A 17,528-nucleotide genomic window follows, 5' to 3' on the forward strand; every position below is an offset into this window, starting at 1 on the left:
GAGGATGACCGAATGTCCGTGTCAGAAAATAAAATTTCCGAGATTATTGACGGAAAACGCGTTATTGTAAAAAAACCGGAATTACTGGCTCCTGCCGGTAACCTGGAAAAATTAAAAATCGCTGTCCGTTATGGTGCCGACGCAGTATTTATTGGCGGTCAGGAATATGGATTGCGCTCCAATGCCGGAAATTTTTCATTGGCAGAAATGAAAGAAGGCGTGGAGTTTGCTAAACAATACGGCGCTAAAATATATGTGACCACTAATATTTTTGCTCATAATGAGAACATCGATGGACTTCCGGAGTATTTAAAAGGGATTGAAGAAGCTGGAGTAACAGGTATTATAGTAGCTGACCCGTTAATAATTGAGACCTGTAAAAAGGCTGCTCCAAAGCTGGAAATCCACTTAAGTACACAGCAATCCTTATCAAACTGGAAAGCTGTACAGTTTTGGAAAGAAGAAGGGCTGGATCGTGTTGTTTTGGCACGTGAGACGAGTGGAGAAGAAATCAAGCTAATGAAAGAAAAGGTTGATATTGAAATTGAAACCTTTATTCATGGGGCGATGTGTATTGCTTATTCAGGGCGCTGCACGCTATCTAACCATATGACAGCCCGTGATTCTAATCGAGGCGGCTGCTGCCAATCATGCAGATGGGATTATCATTTATTCGCTAATACGGAAGATGGTGAAAAACCATTATTTGAAGATGAAGACCAACCGTTTGCGATGAGTCCTAAAGATTTGAAACTGGTTGAATCCATCCCAACTATGATAGAGATGGGAATCGACAGCTTAAAAATCGAAGGCCGTATGAAATCCATTCATTATATTGCAACAGTTGTCAGTGTTTATCGCAAGGTTATAGATACTTATTGTGCGGATCCGGACAATTTTGTTTTCAAAGAGGAATGGATTACAGAGCTCAATAAGTGTGCGAATCGGGAAACAGCTCCCGCATTCTTTGAAGGTGTACCAAGCCATAAGGAGCAAATGTTTGGCAATCATAATAACAAAACAACGCATGACTTTGCCGGGCTTGTCTTATCGTATGATGAAAATACATCTATAGTCACGTTACAGCAAAGAAATTACTTTAAACCGGGAGACGAAATTGAATTTTTCGGACCTAATATCGAAAACTTTACGCAAACAGTCGGAACAATCTGGGATGAGGACGGCAATGAATTAGATGCTGCAAGACATCCGCTTATGACTGTCCGCTTAAAAGTCGATCAACCGGTTCATCCATATGATATGATGAGGAAGGAGAACAACTAAAAATGACTAAGCCAATTGTAATTGGGGTTGCAGGTGGCTCGGGTTCAGGGAAAACGAGTGTAACAAAAGCAATCTATGAAAAATTCAAGGGTCATTCCATCATGATTCTAGAACAAGATTATTATTATAAGGATCAAAGCCATCTTCCTTTTGAGGAACGACTAAAGACAAACTATGATCATCCATTGGCTTTTGATAATGATCTATTGCTGGAGCATATCAACAAATTGCTTCGTTATGAAGCAATTGAAAAGCCGGTTTATGATTATGCTATGCATACACGCTCTGAGGATGTAATTCCTGTTGAACCTAAGGACGTTATTATTCTCGAGGGAATCTTGGTACTTGAAGATGAGAGATTACGCGATATAATGGATATTAAACTATTTGTTGATACCGATGCAGATCTTCGTATAATACGTCGTTTAATGCGTGATATAAAAGAACGGGGCCGTTCAATTGATTCAGTCATTGAACAATACACATCTGTGGTACGTCCTATGCATAACCAATTTATTGAGCCTACTAAGCGCTATGCGGATATTATTATTCCTGAAGGCGGACACAATTACGTGGCTATTGATGTAATTGGTACTAAAATCCAAACGATTTTGGAGCAAAAATCCCTTTTATAGGAATATTTTGTTTTTACACCAATTTCCATAAAAATAACAAAAAAGTTACTCATTTTTGAAAAAATTTTGATAAAATTAATAGACAAATCGATAAAAAGAAATTAAGCTAACAATGAGTGTAAATTGCGCGTTCGATTGAGAACGCGCAATTCCTATACCAATAAAGGTATATACATAGTTATTAAGTGCATATATATACACATGATCACATGGAGCGGTTGGTGCTGCATGGTGAAAGTACAGAAGGAGTGAAATTTTTTGGCTACTGAAAAAGTATTCCCAATGACTAAAGAGGGAAAAGAAAAATTAGAGAAAGAATTAGAACTTTTAAAAACGGTTAAACGTAAAGAAGTTGTAGAACGAATTAAAATTGCACGCAGTTTCGGTGACTTATCCGAAAACTCTGAGTATGACTCTGCTAAAGAAGAACAAGCATTTGTTGAAGGAAGAATCACTACACTTGAAAATATGATTAGAAATGCACAAATTATTGAGTCAGGTGCATCTCAGGATGGAACGGTTACATTAGGAAAATCCGTAACATTTAAAGAATTACCTGATGGTGAAGAAGAAACTTATATAATTGTCGGTTCTGCAGAAGCTGACCCATTTGAGTATAAAATTTCAAATGATTCTCCTATTGCCCGCAGTTTAATGGGAAAAAAACCAGGTGATGAAGTAACGGTTTCTACTCCAGGTGGAGATATGGAAGTCGTAATCGTATCCGTTCAATAATTTGAAATTTAAGAAAGAACCAGCAAGGCGCCTATTTTAGGTGCCTTTTTTATTTGTTCAATTATAGTTTGAAATAGGCAAGCCCCGTCGAAACTGGTAACAGTAAGGGGTGTGTTAAATGAAAAAAAGAATATTGGGGACAGGAATTATTTTTCTATTGCTGTTTACTTTATTAATAGCCAAGCTGGTACATATACAGATAGTGAAGCCAAAGGAATATTCCAAACACCGGGTAAATTTATTAGAGAATAGTGTGAGACAAAGAATTGACGAAATCACTTTGGATGATGGGAGAGGTGGATTTCTTGATAGAGAAGGTAAGTCGATATCCTATCAGGACAAATCGGTGTTAGTACTCTTTCCATTTGTTAAACATTTAGATTGGCCTGCAGATAAAGTGGCAGACATTCTTGAGATAGAGAAAGAAATACTACTACAAAGGCTAAAGAGTGAAGAGGAACCATTTATTTATGAAAATAAAGGTATAACAGAATTAACAGATAGCCAAATTGCGCAAATTAACAATCTTCATATTCCAGGTATTATAGGTGTAAAGAAGAGAGAGGTTATAGCAAATCCTTCAGCAAGCCATCTTCTAGGGTCCCTGACATTAAATAAGAATGAAATAGATGAAGCTAATAAAATAGGCTATACACCGGTTGATTATCAAACAAAAGTAGGGAAAACAGGATTGCAAAAAGCCTTTCAGATCTTCCTGCAGGGTAATGGCAGTAAAAAACTAGTTTATCACAAAGCAGCCAATGGACTGCCAATGTTTGGAGTGGATATCCGTTATTTGGACGAAGGTCAATCTGGTGAAAGAATTAATATACAGACTACTTTGGATCAGGACTATCAAAAACTTGCAGAACAAGTTGCTGATGATAGTGGGCTGAAAAAAGGCGGAATCATCATTTTAGATGTTGAGACTAATGATATTCTGACTATGTTTTCCACACCGCTTGTAAATAAAGATGTAAACAATGAGGGTAACCATAATCAAATGATTACTCCACAGACTCCTGGTTCCGTATTTAAAACGGTTATAGCAGCTGCTGCCATAGAAGAAGGCCTAAACCTGAATGGAAGAGAATTTAACGGTAATTTGGATCATTTAGGGCGACCTGTTGATAAAAATACAGGAAGATTGCTAGGAATGGTTGATTTTAAGCGAGGGTTTGCATTAAGCAGCAACCAAGTTTTTGGAGTTCTGGGAAAGGAATTGGCAGATAAAAATCCGAATCTTATTGAAGAGTATGCTGAGCGGCTTGGCTTAATTCAACCAATTGGGTGGAATGGAAGTGTATTCCATACATCTCTCATTAAACAACTGCCGGAAGAAAAATCTGGGGTCATATGGACAGAATCCTCCATGAAGAAGGATGAGAATTTTGTGGCGAATACATCGATTGGTCAACTAAATGTAAAAGTAACTCCGCTTGCCATCGCCAATATGATGGCCACGATTGCCAGAGGCGGTGAAAGAATGATGGCTAGAGCTGCCACTAAAGCGGTCGATGATGACGGATTAACCATTGCCACCTTCAAAGAGCAGCCTATAGAAGGTAAAGCCATTTCAAAAATAACAGCCAGCAAGCTACAGCAATTATTAAGAGGAGTAGTAACAACAACAGGGAAATATGCCACTGCGGGTAATCTACATACAGCCAAGTACGATGTTGCTGGTAAGTCAGGAACAGCAGAAATTGGGGCCAAGGAAGATAAAACAAAACAGATGTACAATAAATGGTTTGCAGGTTATTTTCCTTTTCAAAAACCTAAATATGCGATGGTGATTGTAAATCTGGATACAGCGAGCAAGTCGGGTGCGGTAACTCCTTTATACTTACAAATGGTCAATGGGATACATGCAATTAATCAAAAAAGAGGCCTGGAATAAAAAATATGACGAAAAATTGAATAACTTTTAGTGATTACCTATCCATGTTAAAATAATCTTTATTATAAATTTGAGGAGGAAGTGTATATGGATAGGCAAGATAAATATCCTTCGCGTATGGATAAACGTCAGGATAAAAAGGTAAACAAAGTCTACAATATACTGATTACAGTTGTCGTTCTCCTTATTGTCGTTGTGGGAGCTACTATATTTTTAGGTAATAATGATGAACCGGCAAGTCAGAAGGCTGATACCAATCCTGAAAGTAATCAATCGGCAACCAATAAAGAAGACGAAGCTGACAAAGAGGAAGCTGACAAAGAAGAAACTGCAATGAATGAAGATGAGCAAGCATCTGAGAATGAGGACGAAGAGGGCCAAGATCAAGACCAAAACGCTGATCAAGATTCCTCTGAATCTGAAGATGCAGTAGAGTCTGAGAAAGTTGAAGAAACAGCTTCTGATGGAAATGTGGAAGAAGCGTATTCTGATCCTTCATGGAAGCCAGTAGGTACGGAACAAAGTGGAGAGCATGTTACACAATACGAGAAAGGTTCCACTGATTGGAATGAAATGGAGCAAGCCATTGCCTATGGAGCTGGCATAGATCAAAGTAATATGACCTTATGGTATTTACAAAATGGCGGTGAACCGAATAAGGCAATTGGTACTGTATCACCTAAAGATGGATCAAGCACGTATCGTGTATATATCGAATGGGTTGATGGTGAAGGATGGAAACCGACAAAGGTAGAAAAACTTATAAAGAATGACAAAGCTAGTTAACCAAATAAAAATACTTTTAAAGCTGCCGTGTTTGGCAGCTTTTTTGATTGTTACTTTTAAGGGAAATCCAGATAATTTGAAGAGTGGAAATGCAAAGAGGTAATCGTAGCCATTTCAAAAAGGATGTATCATGTCAGTCAATATCTCTTAAATGTGTTCGAATCTCGGATGCGGTTTTTGTGGGATTTTCACATTGGAAAATAATATATCTATACTTTTTATGTCCTTGCAATTCTATGATGACCAACGGTATCCTACCGCTGTATGAAAGAAAATACCATTCATTCTGATATTTATAACTTCCTTCATAAATATTTAAGAATGAAATAGAAGAACCAGGCATCCGTATCATCCGTGTAGGAGCGTCGAAATAATCTACTAAAACATTTTTTATTAGAGGGTAGGGCATTTGAATCTTTCGTTTTAAAGCAAAAAAAGTTGTTAAACCTGTAAGAGTTAAAACCAGTTCCTGCTTATCGTCATCAAACTTTATTTCTCTCCCCATATATAGCACCTCCTATTATTCATTTCTGCAGGTCATAAAGGCGTTGCCGCACGAAGTAGGGTACTTAAGCCTTTAATCCCTAATAAGCTCCCTACGGTGCCTCCTCTTATGCTTCGGAGGCCTAAAAGATGTAGGTCATGAAGATGTTGCCACAGGACGTGACGATTTTAGTCTTTGTTCCTTAATATACCCGTTTTTGGATTTTTAGTTAATCCAGCTTCGACTCCTAGCTCCTCTTATGCTTGTCGGAGGCCAACAGGATGTTGGTCACAAAGACGTTGCCACAGGACGTGGCGTCTTTAGTCTATGTTCCTTAATACAGTCGTCTCAGCTTTTTAGTTAATCCAGCTTCAGGGCCTAGGAGTTCGGGACATAAGCATAGCCTCTACGGGGGAGAAACATCCCCTTCGAGCCTATGTCTTATGCTTCTCACTCCTGAACAAGGCCCTTCAGCTTTTTAGTTTATAGTGTACTACGGCTGTGTATATGGGTTTGCCTTCGGGGGTGGTGTGGATTTGGTGGGATATGTGGTGTACGGATAGCATGATTGCTTTGTTTTGATCTATTTTTTGCTGGATTTGTTTTTCAAGGTTTTGAATTGAGGATGCCTCGAAAAATTCAACTTTGTCTTCAATTAGTTCTAATTTAAATTCCACTTTTTTTGCCTCCTTCATTTTCAAACTAAGTCTACCAAAAATGCCTAGAATACTCTAGCTCCAATAAAGGATTAGTGGTCTGTTTATGCAGATGATTTATGGTAAAATGGTACATGTCATTTTAATCTTTGTAATATAAAGGAGTAATACTAATGAAAATTGCTATTATTGGCGCAATGGAAGAAGAAGTTGCTTATTTGCGTGAGAATATAGAAAGTGCCGAGTCTGTTGTCATTGCTAATACAGAATATACAACTGGACAGATGTTTGGTGTGGATGTTATTTTGTTAAAATCCGGTATTGGCAAAGTGAATGCTGCCATGGGAACAGCTGTCCTTCTTGAAAAATTCAAGCCTGATTTTATCATCAACACTGGCTCAGCAGGTGGCTACAACCCAGAATTAAATGTAGGAGATATGGTCATTTCAACTGAGGTACGTCACCATGATGTGGATGTTACGGCGTTTGATTATGAATACGGACAGGTTCCACAATTACCTGCAGCATTTATTGCTGATGAAAAGCTTGTATCACTTGCAGAGAAAGTGGCCGCAGGCATAGACGGGGTTGGAGTTGGAAAAGGGTTAATCGCAACCGGTGACGTATTTATGTCTGATCCTGAACGTGTTCGATTTGTAAGAGAAAAGTTTCCACAGCTGCAGGCAGTTGAAATGGAAGCAGCCGCTATTGCGCAGGTGGCTTATCAGTTTAATGTTCCATTTGTAGTAACGCGCGCATTAAGTGATATTGCTGGCAAAGAGTCAGATTTATCATTTGATCAATTCCTGGAAAAGGCTGCATTGCATTCAGCTCAACTGGCAATGGGAATTGTAAAAGAATTAAAATAAAATTTTTAAGTTCTGTCGAAATACTAAGACAGAACTTTTTTGTTTTCTTAAAAAAATAATGTGATTGTTCATAACTATTGATACCATTCTGTCCATATATTTTAGTGGTTCGCCTGCCACTATTTACATTAGCATAGGGAGGAATATCGTGTTACTGTATTACTAGTTTATTTGAAAGGTGGTAGTTTCCTTGAAAGAGAAAATGATAGATTATAAACGTTTTGGTACAACTCTCCTAATGTTTGCTGTATTTCTTTTTTTAGGATCCATATTGCCAAAGGAAGGTATGAGTAAAGTAGTAAAGGAATACTTAACTTTTGCTACTGCTGGAGTATTGGCGTTATCCGCATTATTTTTTGCTTTATCCAAGAAATATGGGAAGTTAATACAAGACGAAGAATAAATTCTATAAAATACAGGTCAACTCATTTAATGAGTTGGCTTTTTTTTATAATCTTTTAATCAAGAATCTTTACAGGTACTTGATAAATTTATCATTGACATTGATAATCATTATCAATAATATTAATATATCAAAATAATAATGTACGGGTGGTTTCTAATGATATTGTTGACATTACATAAACTTTCTTTTTTTATTTGCTTATTCTTTGGGGTTTTACACCTGTTTAAAAAGAATAGACCGATAAAACTTACTCATAGATGGAGTGGTTGTATAGCCTTGATAAGTATATTTATATATTTATTTCAAATGAGTTCTAATTTATTTGGTTATATCATTTATATGCTTATCATTGCTCTGACAGCAATAATTCCTTTTTTAAAGAAACAAAAAAATTGTACGGCCGTTCATATAGTTGGAGGGTTAGGCTCTATAGTATGGCTTGTATTGATACATATTTAGTGGGGGAAGACAGATGAAAAAACTAATTTTACTGGGATTGGGATGGATATCTCTATTGTTTGGTTTAATTGGAATCGCAGTTCCTATTTTACCAACGACACCTTTACTATTACTGACAGCAATTTTATTCGCTGGTAATTCAGTTAAATGTGAAAACTGGCTGAAGAAACAGTCATTTTACGAAAAATATGTAGTGAGCTACCAAAGGGATGGTGGTCTTACTTTAAGAAGAAAATTAACGATTTTACTAACCGTGTATTTATTACTTCTAATCAGCGGTTTAATGGTCAATCATTTGCACGTTCGCATTGTTCTATGCGTGTTGGCAGTTGTTAAATTGATTGTTTTTATAAAAATTCCTACGATTAATAATCAAGAGGAAGTGCAACAAATATGATTCAAAAAGAAATGATGATTTATGCAAAAAAGTATGGAATCATCCCTGTTTTGGTTCAAGTTACATTATTGCAATTATTGAATGTTGTTATAAATATAGTGATTGTATTTGAGATTGCGGAATTATTTTCTGCCTTGTTCTATGTTCATAATATCGTTATGGATATGTACTACATTTTATATATTGGATTGATTATAGCTATAAAGTTCGGCTGTCATTATTACTCGACAAAGCTCACACATTATACATCATTTGAGCTAAAGCATAAGGTACGGAGAGAACTGTTTGAAAAGCTTCTTTCACTGACCCCTCAAGAGATTACCAAACTGGAAATCAGTAAAATTAGCCAGCTCGCGGTAGAAGGTATCGAGAATATCGATGTTTATTACAGTCGTTATCTGCCGCAATTTTTTTATAGCCTGTTGACTCCTGTCCTGCTATTTGTGGTAATGGCAAAATTGAATTGGAAAATTGCGCTTATGTTGTTGATCAGTGGTTTTTTAATTCCGGTTGCCATTGTGGCCGGCGTAAAAATTGGAAAGAGAATTTTTAAAACATATTGGAATAAATACTTGGATGTTGGTAAAAAGTTCGTTGAAGGTGTAGAGGGACTGCGCACCTTAAAAATTTATAACGGAGAAAAGGCATACGGAGAGATTATGAATAAGGAAGCAGAGGAATTCCGCTATATGACGATGAAGGTGCTTAGGATGCAATTGCAATCTATCACCATTATGGATTTAATCGCCTATTTAGGAGCAGCTTTGGGAATCGTCTGCTCAGTGATTGCCTATAAAAATGGAAACTTAAGTTTAACTGGCTTTATCTGTTTTTCTCTGCTGGCGATTGAATTTTTTGTACCATTTCGACTGTTGGGATCCTATTTTCATGTAGGTATGAATGGTACGAGTGCCTTGAATTTATTATCCTCCATTTTAAAAATTGACTCGCAAAAAGAAGAACCAGCTGTTCATAAGGATATCACAGGAGATTTATGCATTAAAAATATAACCTATACTTATCCATATGCTGAAAAACCGGCTTTGCAGGATTGCAATCTTGTCATCAAGCAAAGCGAGGTGACGGGAATTGCAGGTGCTTCTGGTGCAGGAAAAACGACTATTACACATATTCTGCAACGTTTCATTGAACCGGAAAATGGAACAATTGAAATCGGTGGGACATCTTTAGCGGAACTGCCTATTGATCAGGTGCATCGATTGATTGGCTGTGTCAGTAACCGTTCCTATATTTTTGAAGGTACGATTTTTTCTAATTTAATGATGGCTAAACCAACTTTGGAGGTAGAAGAGGCAGAAGAGATTATTAGGTTTGTGAAGCTAGATCAATTTGCTGCTAACCTTCATTATAAAATTCAAAGCGGAGGGACGAATCTTTCAAGCGGACAGCGCCAAAAATTAGCAATTGCCCGAATGCTGTTAAAGAATCCTAAAGTGTTTATTTTTGATGAAGCTACTGCCAATATCGACCGTAGTAGTGAAGATGATATTCTTGATATTATTCAAAGAATCAGCCGTCAGGGAAAAATGGTTATCATGATTACCCATCACTTGCAGCGTTTAGTAGATGCAAATCAAATCTATGTATTCTCCAATGGAAAAATAGCTGAACAAGGCAATCATCAAACACTTATGAACAATGGGAACATTTATGCAGAGCTATTTGAAGAACAACAATCAATCGGAAGGTGTGCAGTATGATTAGCAGCGGAAAGAATTTGATTCAATTAATGAAAATATTAAAGCCGCTTATTCCACATATGATGCTGACAATCCTTCTTGGTACATTAGGTTATTTGGCGGTTTCAGCCATAAGTCTTATAGGAGGGATGGCTTTCTTGGATGTAATGGGCCTTAAGGACTTTGGAAATGGAAGACTGTTGCTGATTATGATTATTACAGCAGGTATAATGCGTGCTGTTTTTCGTCTGTGCGAGCAATATATGACCCATTACATTGCATTTAGGCTTCTGGCTACTATCCGGTTTCATATCTTTAGATCCCTTGGAAAGCTTGGGAATAGGCAATTAATGAGCTTTCAAAAAGGGGAGCTTATGAATGTTATTACTAAGGATGTAGAAATGCTTGAAGTGTTTTATGCGCACACAGTAGCTCCTGTTTGTATTAGCTTTATCACAGGAATTGTTTATCTGGCGATTTTTTGGTCTTTTCATCCATTTTATGCTGTTGCAGCGTTGTTCTCATATTTGTTAATAAGCTATGTTGTTCCGAAAAGTGTGTACAGAAGCGGACAAGAAGCAGGAGAAGCTTATCGTGTTCAATTTGGCATGCAAAGTCAATATATCCTTGATCGATTAAAAGGGTTGAAGGAACTGTACATTTTTGGACAGGAGCAACAGACAATTAATCAAATTGACGAATATAGTGAGGAATTAAATAATTCTACTTTGTCCCTTAAGAAACATGAAGGTCTACTCAAGGCATTGACGGATGGGGCATTATACCTTTCAGTGTTTATACAAATTGGTATATCTATTTATTTATACGGAATTGGTAAAGTGGATGCAGGTACAGGGCTTTTAGCTATGCTGCTGCTTTATTCTTCCTTTGGTCCTGCACTAGCTTTATCGCAGCTTAGCTCGAGCCTTGTTCATACATTTTCCAGTGCTAAACGTGTCTTAGGAATCATGAATATTACTCCTGAGGTAAATGAGGGAGGCAGTCGTGAACTCGTCCATATTGGTAATATTAAATATAAAGATGTTCAATTTGAGTATGAAAAAGGCAAACATTTATATAAAAACGTTAATTTTGAATGGAGAATAGGAGAAATTATTGGCATCAGGGGAGATAATGGTACGGGGAAATCAACATTGATTTCATTACTGCTGCGGGATATTCCAGTTACGAAAGGTACCATACTATTAAATGGAGTGCCAGCCGAGGAGTATGATGCCGATTCTTACCGGAATCATTTCAGTATGGTTGATGCTCATACAATTGTATTTTCGGATACCTTGCGCCGGAATCTGACGATGTATAAAAAATATAAGGATGAAGAAATTTGGGATGCTTGTGAGAAAGCAGGATTGTATCAATTTATAAAAAGTCTTCCAGAAGGATTGGATACACATCTTCAAGAATTCGGTGAAAATCTTTCAAGTGGACAGCTCCAACGATTAGCGTTGGCCAGATTATTCCTGGATGATGCCTCGGTTTTCATCCTGGATGAACCTACGACCAATCTTGATGCGTTGAATGAATCCTCCATTCTTCAGGCCATTAAAGCCCATGCGGGAGATAAACTTGTTATTCTCATCAGCCATCATCCGGAGGTACTGGCTATGGCAGACCGTATTTTTGAAGTGAGCAATGGACAAATAAACGAAATGGAATGCCAGCATTGTAAGAATGCGTAATATGGGCAGTGGGATGATATCAAGACACACTTAAACACTTGTCGGTTCATGAACAACTTGGACAAAACAGCCTGGCATTAGAGCTGCAGAATAATTTTCTGCGGCTTTTTGCTTTGTTTAAAATTTATGATATGTAGATACTTACCCATTCTGGTTTTCTAAAGGTCTGTAATGGTCTATATTTTGGTGAAAAATAGTAAATTAAACTATAGGATTTTTATACAATTTTAGTTCTATATTGGTGGTGTGATGAATATATTGATAAAGTGTGCTAAAAACACCGATGATTTGAAGCTTAAGGAGGTAATTGCATGACCTTTAATATGATTCTGTTCACGGTTACAATCAAGTCAAATAAATTGGGCAGGTCTGAATACGTTTCAATACGTCAGGCGGAAAATGAAATACTTGATCGAAAAACAACTATAATTAATAAATTCTATTAATTATATTCCATACTCGAGTATGCGAAGGTTGACCGGTCCAAAAAAATTTGCTCAATCGGAAGGAAGGCGATAGATATGACTAGCAATATGATAGTAAAGACATCAAAATTTTTCTGGATTAATAAGGATAGTGCATAACGAACTGTTCACATTCCTGTAAAGAATTAGTCAATTATTCTTCACATCACGTCGCTTGGGACACCCCTTTATTATGTTAAATTTAGGTAAATGGGAAGAATAAGGGGTTGGTTACCATGTTATTATTCGTAATGGGGGTTGCTACTGCCGTTACAATCACATTTGTCATTGTAGCTGATATCACAACTATAGAATTATAAAAAGAAGAAAAAAACTTATGCAGAGCATAAGTTTTTTTCTTTATTTAGGACCAAGGTATCCCCCGCTCCAGAAACCCCAAAAGCCAAAGAGGAATAATAAAATGAATAGAATAATTAAGATCGCAAATCCGGCGCCATACCCATTTCGGCATGGTGGAGGAGGATAGCCCCAACCGCAACTGGGTCCTCCAAAATGATAAGGATACATAGGTGCACCTCCTTATATACCGTAGATTATTATTATAATATGGGATGATTGCTTATATGGTTGGGCATAAATCAAATATCTTATTTTCAGAAGGACAGGCAAGGGATAGAGGCTGCTGTCATACATATCTAATAGTCTAACTGGTTGGAAACAGTGAGGAGCTGATTTAATTGGCAGGAGTTTTAGCAACGTTTGGCTATTTTATTAAAGAATTGGTTTTTCTCGTCTCCTATGTTAAAAACAATGCATTTCCTCAACCATTATCAGCAAAGGAAGAAAGGGAATGTATTGAAAGAATGGCGGAAGGAGATGCGGAAGCAAGGAATTTATTAATTGAACATAACCTAAGGCTTGTAGCTCACATTGTAAAGAAGTTTGAAAATACTGGGGAAGATACTGAGGATCTCATTTCAATCGGAACGATTGGCTTAATCAAGGGAATCGAATCTTATTCCTCAGGTAAAGGCACGAAACTTGCTACATACGCGGCCCGCTGTATAGAAAATGAAATTTTGATGCATCTAAGAGTGATAAAAAAAACAAAAAAAGATGTTTCGTTGCATGACCCGATTGGCCAGGATAAAGAGGGAAATGAAATTTCATTGCTTGATATATTGAAGTCTGAGTCTGAGGATGTAATTGACACAATTCAGCTTAATATGGAACTTGAAAAAGTGAAGAAGTATATTGATGTGCTTGAGGACCGTGAAAAGGAGGTTATTGTTGGCAGGTTTGGCCTAGATCTAAAAAAGGAAAAGACACAAAGAGAGATAGCGAAAGAACTGGGTATATCTCGCAGCTATGTTTCAAGAATTGAAAAGAGAGCATTAATGAAAATGTTCCATGAATTTTATCGAGCAGAGAAAGAAAAAAGGAAGAAAAAATAGTCAAAACGGGCAAAAGATACTTGTCCGTTTTTTTCGTTAAAAGGAAATAATATTGTCACGCTCAAAAAATTGAGGTGTCAATATGCACGAATCTAAACCCCAACATAATTCTTCTTATTTTTACCGTTTTGGCTGTAAGGTCATTCAATATTATAAAGTTATCCTGCTAGTTTGGGGATTACTGTTTCTTGGCGGAATAATGCTAATACCATCTTTTTTTAACCATCTTTCACCACCGCAATTAAATGTAAAAGGTTCACAATCAGAACTAACTCAAAAATTAATGGAGCATAACTTTGCAGATGATATGGGTGAACAAAATTTTCTTGTTTTTCATTCGAATCAATGGAAAGTAAATGAACAAAAATTTTACGAACCGGTAGATAATGTTCTGGCTGAAATCCAAAAGATAGAAGGGGTAACTGTAGTTGCAAATCCGATGGAGAACCCTCTGCTGGAGGGGGAGAATCAAGTTTCAAAGGATTTGCACACTTGTTACGCGTTACTTTTTATTGAAGGGAATAAAGGTCGGGTTTTAGAAACGATTGATGTACTTAGTGAATATTTGGATGCGCAGAAGGGTGGGCTTGAACTATATTTGACAGGGGCCACTCCGACAATAAAGGATTTGACCCATATGGAAAAGCGGGATCTTACCTTTGCGGAAAAATTGGGCATGCCTTTTGTTCTTGTGGTTCTTTTATTTGCATTTGGTTCTCTTACAGCGGCTTTAATCCCGATTATGTTAGGAGGAATGGCGGTAGTTCTTACCTTTGCATGTTTAAGTCTTTCGGGATATCAGGATTTTGACATTATTGTACCAAGTGTAGTCACGATGATTGGACTGGGAATAGGAATTGATTATTCTTTATTTTTGATTATTAGATATAGGGAGGAACTTCAACAAAATGATTCTCATCAGGCAATCGCCATAGCCATTGCCACAAGCGGAAAGTCTATATTTTTATCTGGGTTGACGGTTATGATTTCATTAATCGGACTCCCTCTTGTTCATGCAAAATTATTTCTTAATTTAACAGTGGGCACATTTGCTGTTTTATTTATATTATTGTTGCTGACACTTACCTTTTTACCTTCATTATTATGTTTGCTTGGACATCGTCTGAACAGTTTCTCCATACCATATAAAAAGAAGACTAATCAGAGAAAATATCTGTATCGATGGACAAAGCATATCATGAAGTACTCACTTCCTTATTTAATTGGGAGTTTGCTTATTCTAGCAGCATTGACCGCTCCATTATTGCAGATGCATTTGGGAATAGGGCTTAATCAAGATGCCTTAAAGGATTATCCATCTGGAAGAGGAAATACGCTTTTAGAGGATAAGTTTGTGTCCGGTCTATACTCACCGGTTCTCCTGGTAAAGAAGGCTTCAGGTAGTCGGTTCAGTATGGAAGAGCTTAAGGAAATTTCGACTGTTGGAGATATCCTCAAAACCTTTGATGAGGTCCAAATGGTTTCATCTATTACAGAATTGACTGACAATCTTTTAGGTGATGATGATACATACAATGAGGTAGCAGAATTAATAAAACTACCTGAACTTAAGGAATATACCAGTTTTTTGATTAATGACGATTTTAATGTAGCCCCTGTAATGATTACGTTGAAATATGCCCCAGATTCTACTGAAGCAAAAACTTTTGTCTCTAAGCTAAATGAGCGGTTTGAGAAACAGGTGAATGAAGGGAGCCTTTATATTGGAGGGCTTACAGCTCAAGTGAATGATTTGCATGAAGAAACAGCAAAAAAAACACCCATCGTCATTGTGGTTGTTTTAATGATTTCCTATTGTTTCTTGGTAATTGCTTTTAAGAGCATTTTTATTCCAATAAAAGCAATTCTATTAAATATTATTTGTGTAACAGCAGCATGCGGAATGACAGTCTTAGTCTTTCAATTTGGATGGGGAGAAGAGTATCTTCAATTTACTTCTCCAGGATTTATACAGTCTTATTTGCCTGTATTAACCTTCGCAATTTTGTTCGGACTTTCTATGGACTATGAGGTATTTTTAGTCGGAAGGATTAAAGAAGAATGGGAATCATCCCACGATAATGAAGAATCAATAGCAAGGGGAATCGAATCTACAGGTCCTTTTATTACCCAGGCTGCCTTAATTATGATCATTGTTTTTATTTCATTTATCCTGACACGCGTATTAGAAATTAAACAGCTGGGCTTTACTTTAGCGATTGCTGTTTTATTGGATGCGACGATTATTAGGTTAATCCTTGTTCCAATCCTCTTGAAAATGATGGGAAAATGGAATTGGTGGTTTCCGAGGATGAAGAGACGATTTAAATTGAAATGATGATATACTTGACTGTATCAGTAAGAAAAATCTTTCCCTTCCTTTAAAGGAATAGTAAACTAAGTAGAGACAAACACCCTCAATCGTCATGGGTGTTTTTGTTAATTTTATATCCAATCGAAAGATAGCTAAATGTGAGTAGCTATATAACAAGAAAATAGGTGAAGAAAGTGAAGGAAAAGGTATATCAATTATTAATCGAATTAACCAATGGCAGATGGACTTCTTCCCTTTTAAGAAAATTTGCAAACTCTAAAGCAAGCAGGCGGATAATCCCATCTTTTGCAAAGCAATACAAAATTAATTTGACTGAGATGGATCGTCCCATTCAGGAATACACATCCCTGCATGACTTTTTTACAAGGGCTTTAATAAATGGAGCGCGCGAAATTAATCATGAGGAGGGGACTGTTGTCAGTCCTGTAGATGCCGTATTGGAGGATAGTGGGCCCATCCATGAAGATTCTTCTTTCCAGGTGAAAGGGAAGGTATATTCAGTTGAGGAAATGCTTGGGAACACAAAAGATACAGAAAAATATCTAGGCGGCAGATATATGGTACTATATTTAAGTCCAAGCCATTATCATCGTATTCACTCTCCAGTTGAGGGATTGGTTACACGGAAAAGTACTCTTGGACGAAAGTCATATCCAGTCAACAAGTGGGGGATGACATTAGGTAAATACCCTCTATCAAAAAATTACCGTGAAATCACAGAAATCCAGCATGCCGGAGGATTTCTATCTGTTGTAAAGGTTGGTGCCATGTTTGTTAATTCAATAGAGAGAACACATTCGGGGGATACTCTACATAAAGGGGAAGAAATCGGGTATTTTTCTTTCGGTTCAACCGTGGTTCTATTATTTGAGAAGGAAACCTTTACTCCATACATAACAGGTGCTTTGCCGCAACCAGTACATGTCGGTGAGACAATAGGGTATATAAAATAATAATACAAAAAAATTGCCCTGGATCTTAACCAGGGCGCATGATACAAATGAGTTTGGCTCTGCTTAAAATATTTTATAAGATAAGGATCTCCTGTCAATTTCTCTTTCAATTAGACGGATAAATTCTTGGCTTAAGTTTAAATGCCTGGCTTTGTAATATGATTCAATTAAAAGATCATCTGGTAGTTTTTGCATTATTTTGCCTTGCGGCTTCACCTCCAATTTACTGTTCTAAATGGGTGGCAACGACAATATATTAGTAGTTTGCCTTGGTGTACCCTTAATTTAACAGAATCAAGAGGATGGAACAACCGTTCTGTTATCCACAGGGATAGGTGTATAACTTGTGG

Annotated in this window: 18 protein-coding genes; 14 read left to right on the forward strand and 4 right to left on the reverse strand. The window is 37.0% G+C overall.

The window, feature by feature from the left end; translation table 11 throughout:
* Nucleotides 1-12: 12 nt before the first annotated feature.
* The 5 genes from AC4BHP_RS01050 (at nucleotide 13) to AC4BHP_RS01070 (ending at nucleotide 5,340) form a co-directional block, all read left to right on the forward strand.
* Nucleotides 13-1,284 carry a peptidase U32 family protein gene (locus AC4BHP_RS01050; protein WP_066105385.1) on the forward strand — a complete coding sequence of 424 codons (1,272 nt, stop codon included), beginning with the start codon at nucleotides 13-15 and terminating at the stop codon, nucleotides 1,282-1,284.
* A 2-nt stretch (nucleotides 1,285-1,286) separates the two neighbouring features.
* Nucleotides 1,287-1,919, forward strand: coding sequence for a uridine kinase (udk, locus tag AC4BHP_RS01055; RefSeq protein WP_066105382.1), 633 nt, complete (start codon nucleotides 1,287-1,289; stop codon nucleotides 1,917-1,919).
* Between the two features lie 258 nt (nucleotides 1,920-2,177).
* Entirely contained in the window at nucleotides 2,178-2,654 is a 477-nt protein-coding gene (greA, locus tag AC4BHP_RS01060; protein WP_066105374.1) for a transcription elongation factor GreA, read from the forward strand.
* A 118-nt stretch (nucleotides 2,655-2,772) separates the two neighbouring features.
* The gene (locus AC4BHP_RS01065; protein WP_066105371.1) at nucleotides 2,773-4,554 is read left to right on the forward strand and encodes a penicillin-binding transpeptidase domain-containing protein; all 1,782 of its coding nucleotides are present in this window, start codon (nucleotides 2,773-2,775) and stop codon (nucleotides 4,552-4,554) included.
* Between the two features lie 87 nt (nucleotides 4,555-4,641).
* Nucleotides 4,642-5,340 carry a YrrS family protein gene (locus tag AC4BHP_RS01070; protein WP_225983610.1) on the forward strand — a complete coding sequence of 233 codons (699 nt, stop codon included), beginning with the start codon at nucleotides 4,642-4,644 and terminating at the stop codon, nucleotides 5,338-5,340.
* 133 nt (nucleotides 5,341-5,473) lie between these two features.
* Here the strand turns inward: AC4BHP_RS01070 and AC4BHP_RS01075 are convergent, their stop codons facing one another.
* Nucleotides 5,474-5,845, reverse strand: a complete 372-nt coding sequence (locus AC4BHP_RS01075) for a hypothetical protein (RefSeq protein WP_490551103.1) — start codon at nucleotides 5,843-5,845, stop codon at nucleotides 5,474-5,476.
* A 449-nt stretch (nucleotides 5,846-6,294) separates the two neighbouring features.
* Nucleotides 6,295-6,501, reverse strand: coding sequence for a DUF2536 family protein (locus AC4BHP_RS01080; RefSeq protein WP_066105356.1), 207 nt, complete (start codon nucleotides 6,499-6,501; stop codon nucleotides 6,295-6,297).
* Nucleotides 6,502-6,653: 152 nt separating this feature from the next.
* Between AC4BHP_RS01080 and mtnN the strand changes: the two genes are divergently transcribed.
* The 6 genes from mtnN (at nucleotide 6,654) to AC4BHP_RS01110 (ending at nucleotide 12,457) form a co-directional block, all read left to right on the forward strand.
* Nucleotides 6,654-7,349, forward strand: a complete 696-nt coding sequence (gene mtnN, locus AC4BHP_RS01085; RefSeq protein WP_139892605.1) for a 5'-methylthioadenosine/S-adenosylhomocysteine nucleosidase — start codon at nucleotides 6,654-6,656, stop codon at nucleotides 7,347-7,349.
* 190 nt (nucleotides 7,350-7,539) lie between these two features.
* Entirely contained in the window at nucleotides 7,540-7,752 is a 213-nt protein-coding gene (locus AC4BHP_RS01090; RefSeq protein WP_490551104.1) for a YrhC family protein, read from the forward strand.
* Between the two features lie 475 nt (nucleotides 7,753-8,227).
* On the forward strand, nucleotides 8,228-8,611 hold the full coding sequence (locus AC4BHP_RS01095; RefSeq protein WP_066105347.1) for a DUF454 family protein: 384 nt from the start codon (nucleotides 8,228-8,230) through the stop codon (nucleotides 8,609-8,611).
* Nucleotides 8,608-10,332, forward strand: coding sequence for an ABC transporter ATP-binding protein/permease (locus AC4BHP_RS01100; protein ID WP_066105343.1), 1,725 nt, complete (start codon nucleotides 8,608-8,610; stop codon nucleotides 10,330-10,332). Before AC4BHP_RS01095 ends, AC4BHP_RS01100 begins: the two co-directional genes overlap by 4 nt.
* On the forward strand, nucleotides 10,329-12,011 hold the full coding sequence (locus tag AC4BHP_RS01105) for an amino acid ABC transporter ATP-binding/permease protein (protein WP_140461992.1): 1,683 nt from the start codon (nucleotides 10,329-10,331) through the stop codon (nucleotides 12,009-12,011). The genes AC4BHP_RS01100 and AC4BHP_RS01105 overlap by 4 nt, the downstream gene beginning before the upstream one ends.
* Nucleotides 12,012-12,322: 311 nt before the next feature.
* Nucleotides 12,323-12,457, forward strand: a complete 135-nt coding sequence (locus AC4BHP_RS01110; RefSeq protein ID WP_077248070.1) for a YrzI family small protein — start codon at nucleotides 12,323-12,325, stop codon at nucleotides 12,455-12,457.
* Nucleotides 12,458-12,835: 378 nt separating this feature from the next.
* Here the strand turns inward: AC4BHP_RS01110 and AC4BHP_RS01115 are convergent, their stop codons facing one another.
* Nucleotides 12,836-13,003 (reverse strand): hypothetical protein, encoded by a 168-nt coding sequence (locus tag AC4BHP_RS01115; protein ID WP_180350008.1) that lies wholly within the window; start codon nucleotides 13,001-13,003, stop codon nucleotides 12,836-12,838.
* Nucleotides 13,004-13,173: 170 nt separating this feature from the next.
* Here AC4BHP_RS01115 and sigK point away from each other — a divergent pair, with 170 nt between their 5' ends.
* The 3 genes from sigK to AC4BHP_RS01130 all read left to right on the forward strand — a co-directional run bounded on the left by sigK (nucleotide 13,174) and on the right by AC4BHP_RS01130 (nucleotide 17,178).
* Nucleotides 13,174-13,890 (forward strand): RNA polymerase sporulation sigma factor SigK, encoded by a 717-nt coding sequence (gene sigK / locus AC4BHP_RS01120; RefSeq protein ID WP_066105338.1) that lies wholly within the window; start codon nucleotides 13,174-13,176, stop codon nucleotides 13,888-13,890.
* An 82-nt stretch (nucleotides 13,891-13,972) separates the two neighbouring features.
* Nucleotides 13,973-16,228 carry an MMPL family transporter gene (locus tag AC4BHP_RS01125; protein WP_140461993.1) on the forward strand — a complete coding sequence of 752 codons (2,256 nt, stop codon included), beginning with the start codon at nucleotides 13,973-13,975 and terminating at the stop codon, nucleotides 16,226-16,228.
* Between the two features lie 170 nt (nucleotides 16,229-16,398).
* Complete coding sequence (locus tag AC4BHP_RS01130) at nucleotides 16,399-17,178, forward strand: phosphatidylserine decarboxylase (RefSeq protein WP_066105333.1); 780 nt, start codon at nucleotides 16,399-16,401, stop codon at nucleotides 17,176-17,178.
* Nucleotides 17,179-17,241: 63 nt separating this feature from the next.
* On the opposite strand, the gene AC4BHP_RS01135 is transcribed toward AC4BHP_RS01130, so the two are convergent.
* Nucleotides 17,242-17,373 (reverse strand): sporulation histidine kinase inhibitor Sda, encoded by a 132-nt coding sequence (locus AC4BHP_RS01135; protein ID WP_066105330.1) that lies wholly within the window; start codon nucleotides 17,371-17,373, stop codon nucleotides 17,242-17,244.
* Nucleotides 17,374-17,528: the final 155 nt, after the last annotated feature.

Source organism: Pradoshia sp. Z4_20 (assembly GCF_058216035.1).

Coding starts and splice junctions, on each gene's coding strand:
- AC4BHP_RS01050 (WP_066105385.1), top strand. CDS start 13: ATGTCCGTGTCAGAAAATAAAATTTCCGAGATTATTGACGGAAAACGC.
- AC4BHP_RS01095 (WP_066105347.1), top strand. CDS start 8,228: ATGAAAAAACTAATTTTACTGGGATTGGGATGGATATCTCTATTGTTT.
- AC4BHP_RS01125 (WP_140461993.1), top strand. CDS start 13,973: ATGCACGAATCTAAACCCCAACATAATTCTTCTTATTTTTACCGTTTT.
- AC4BHP_RS01075 (WP_490551103.1), bottom strand. CDS start 5,845: ATGGGGAGAGAAATAAAGTTTGATGACGATAAGCAGGAACTGGTTTTA.
- AC4BHP_RS01105 (WP_140461992.1), top strand. CDS start 10,329: ATGATTAGCAGCGGAAAGAATTTGATTCAATTAATGAAAATATTAAAG.
- udk (WP_066105382.1), top strand. CDS start 1,287: ATGACTAAGCCAATTGTAATTGGGGTTGCAGGTGGCTCGGGTTCAGGG.
- AC4BHP_RS01115 (WP_180350008.1), bottom strand. CDS start 13,003: ATGTATCCTTATCATTTTGGAGGACCCAGTTGCGGTTGGGGCTATCCT.
- AC4BHP_RS01065 (WP_066105371.1), top strand. CDS start 2,773: ATGAAAAAAAGAATATTGGGGACAGGAATTATTTTTCTATTGCTGTTT.
- AC4BHP_RS01135 (WP_066105330.1), bottom strand. CDS start 17,373: ATGCAAAAACTACCAGATGATCTTTTAATTGAATCATATTACAAAGCC.
- mtnN (WP_139892605.1), top strand. CDS start 6,654: ATGAAAATTGCTATTATTGGCGCAATGGAAGAAGAAGTTGCTTATTTG.
- AC4BHP_RS01100 (WP_066105343.1), top strand. CDS start 8,608: ATGATTCAAAAAGAAATGATGATTTATGCAAAAAAGTATGGAATCATC.
- AC4BHP_RS01110 (WP_077248070.1), top strand. CDS start 12,323: ATGACCTTTAATATGATTCTGTTCACGGTTACAATCAAGTCAAATAAA.
- AC4BHP_RS01070 (WP_225983610.1), top strand. CDS start 4,642: ATGGATAGGCAAGATAAATATCCTTCGCGTATGGATAAACGTCAGGAT.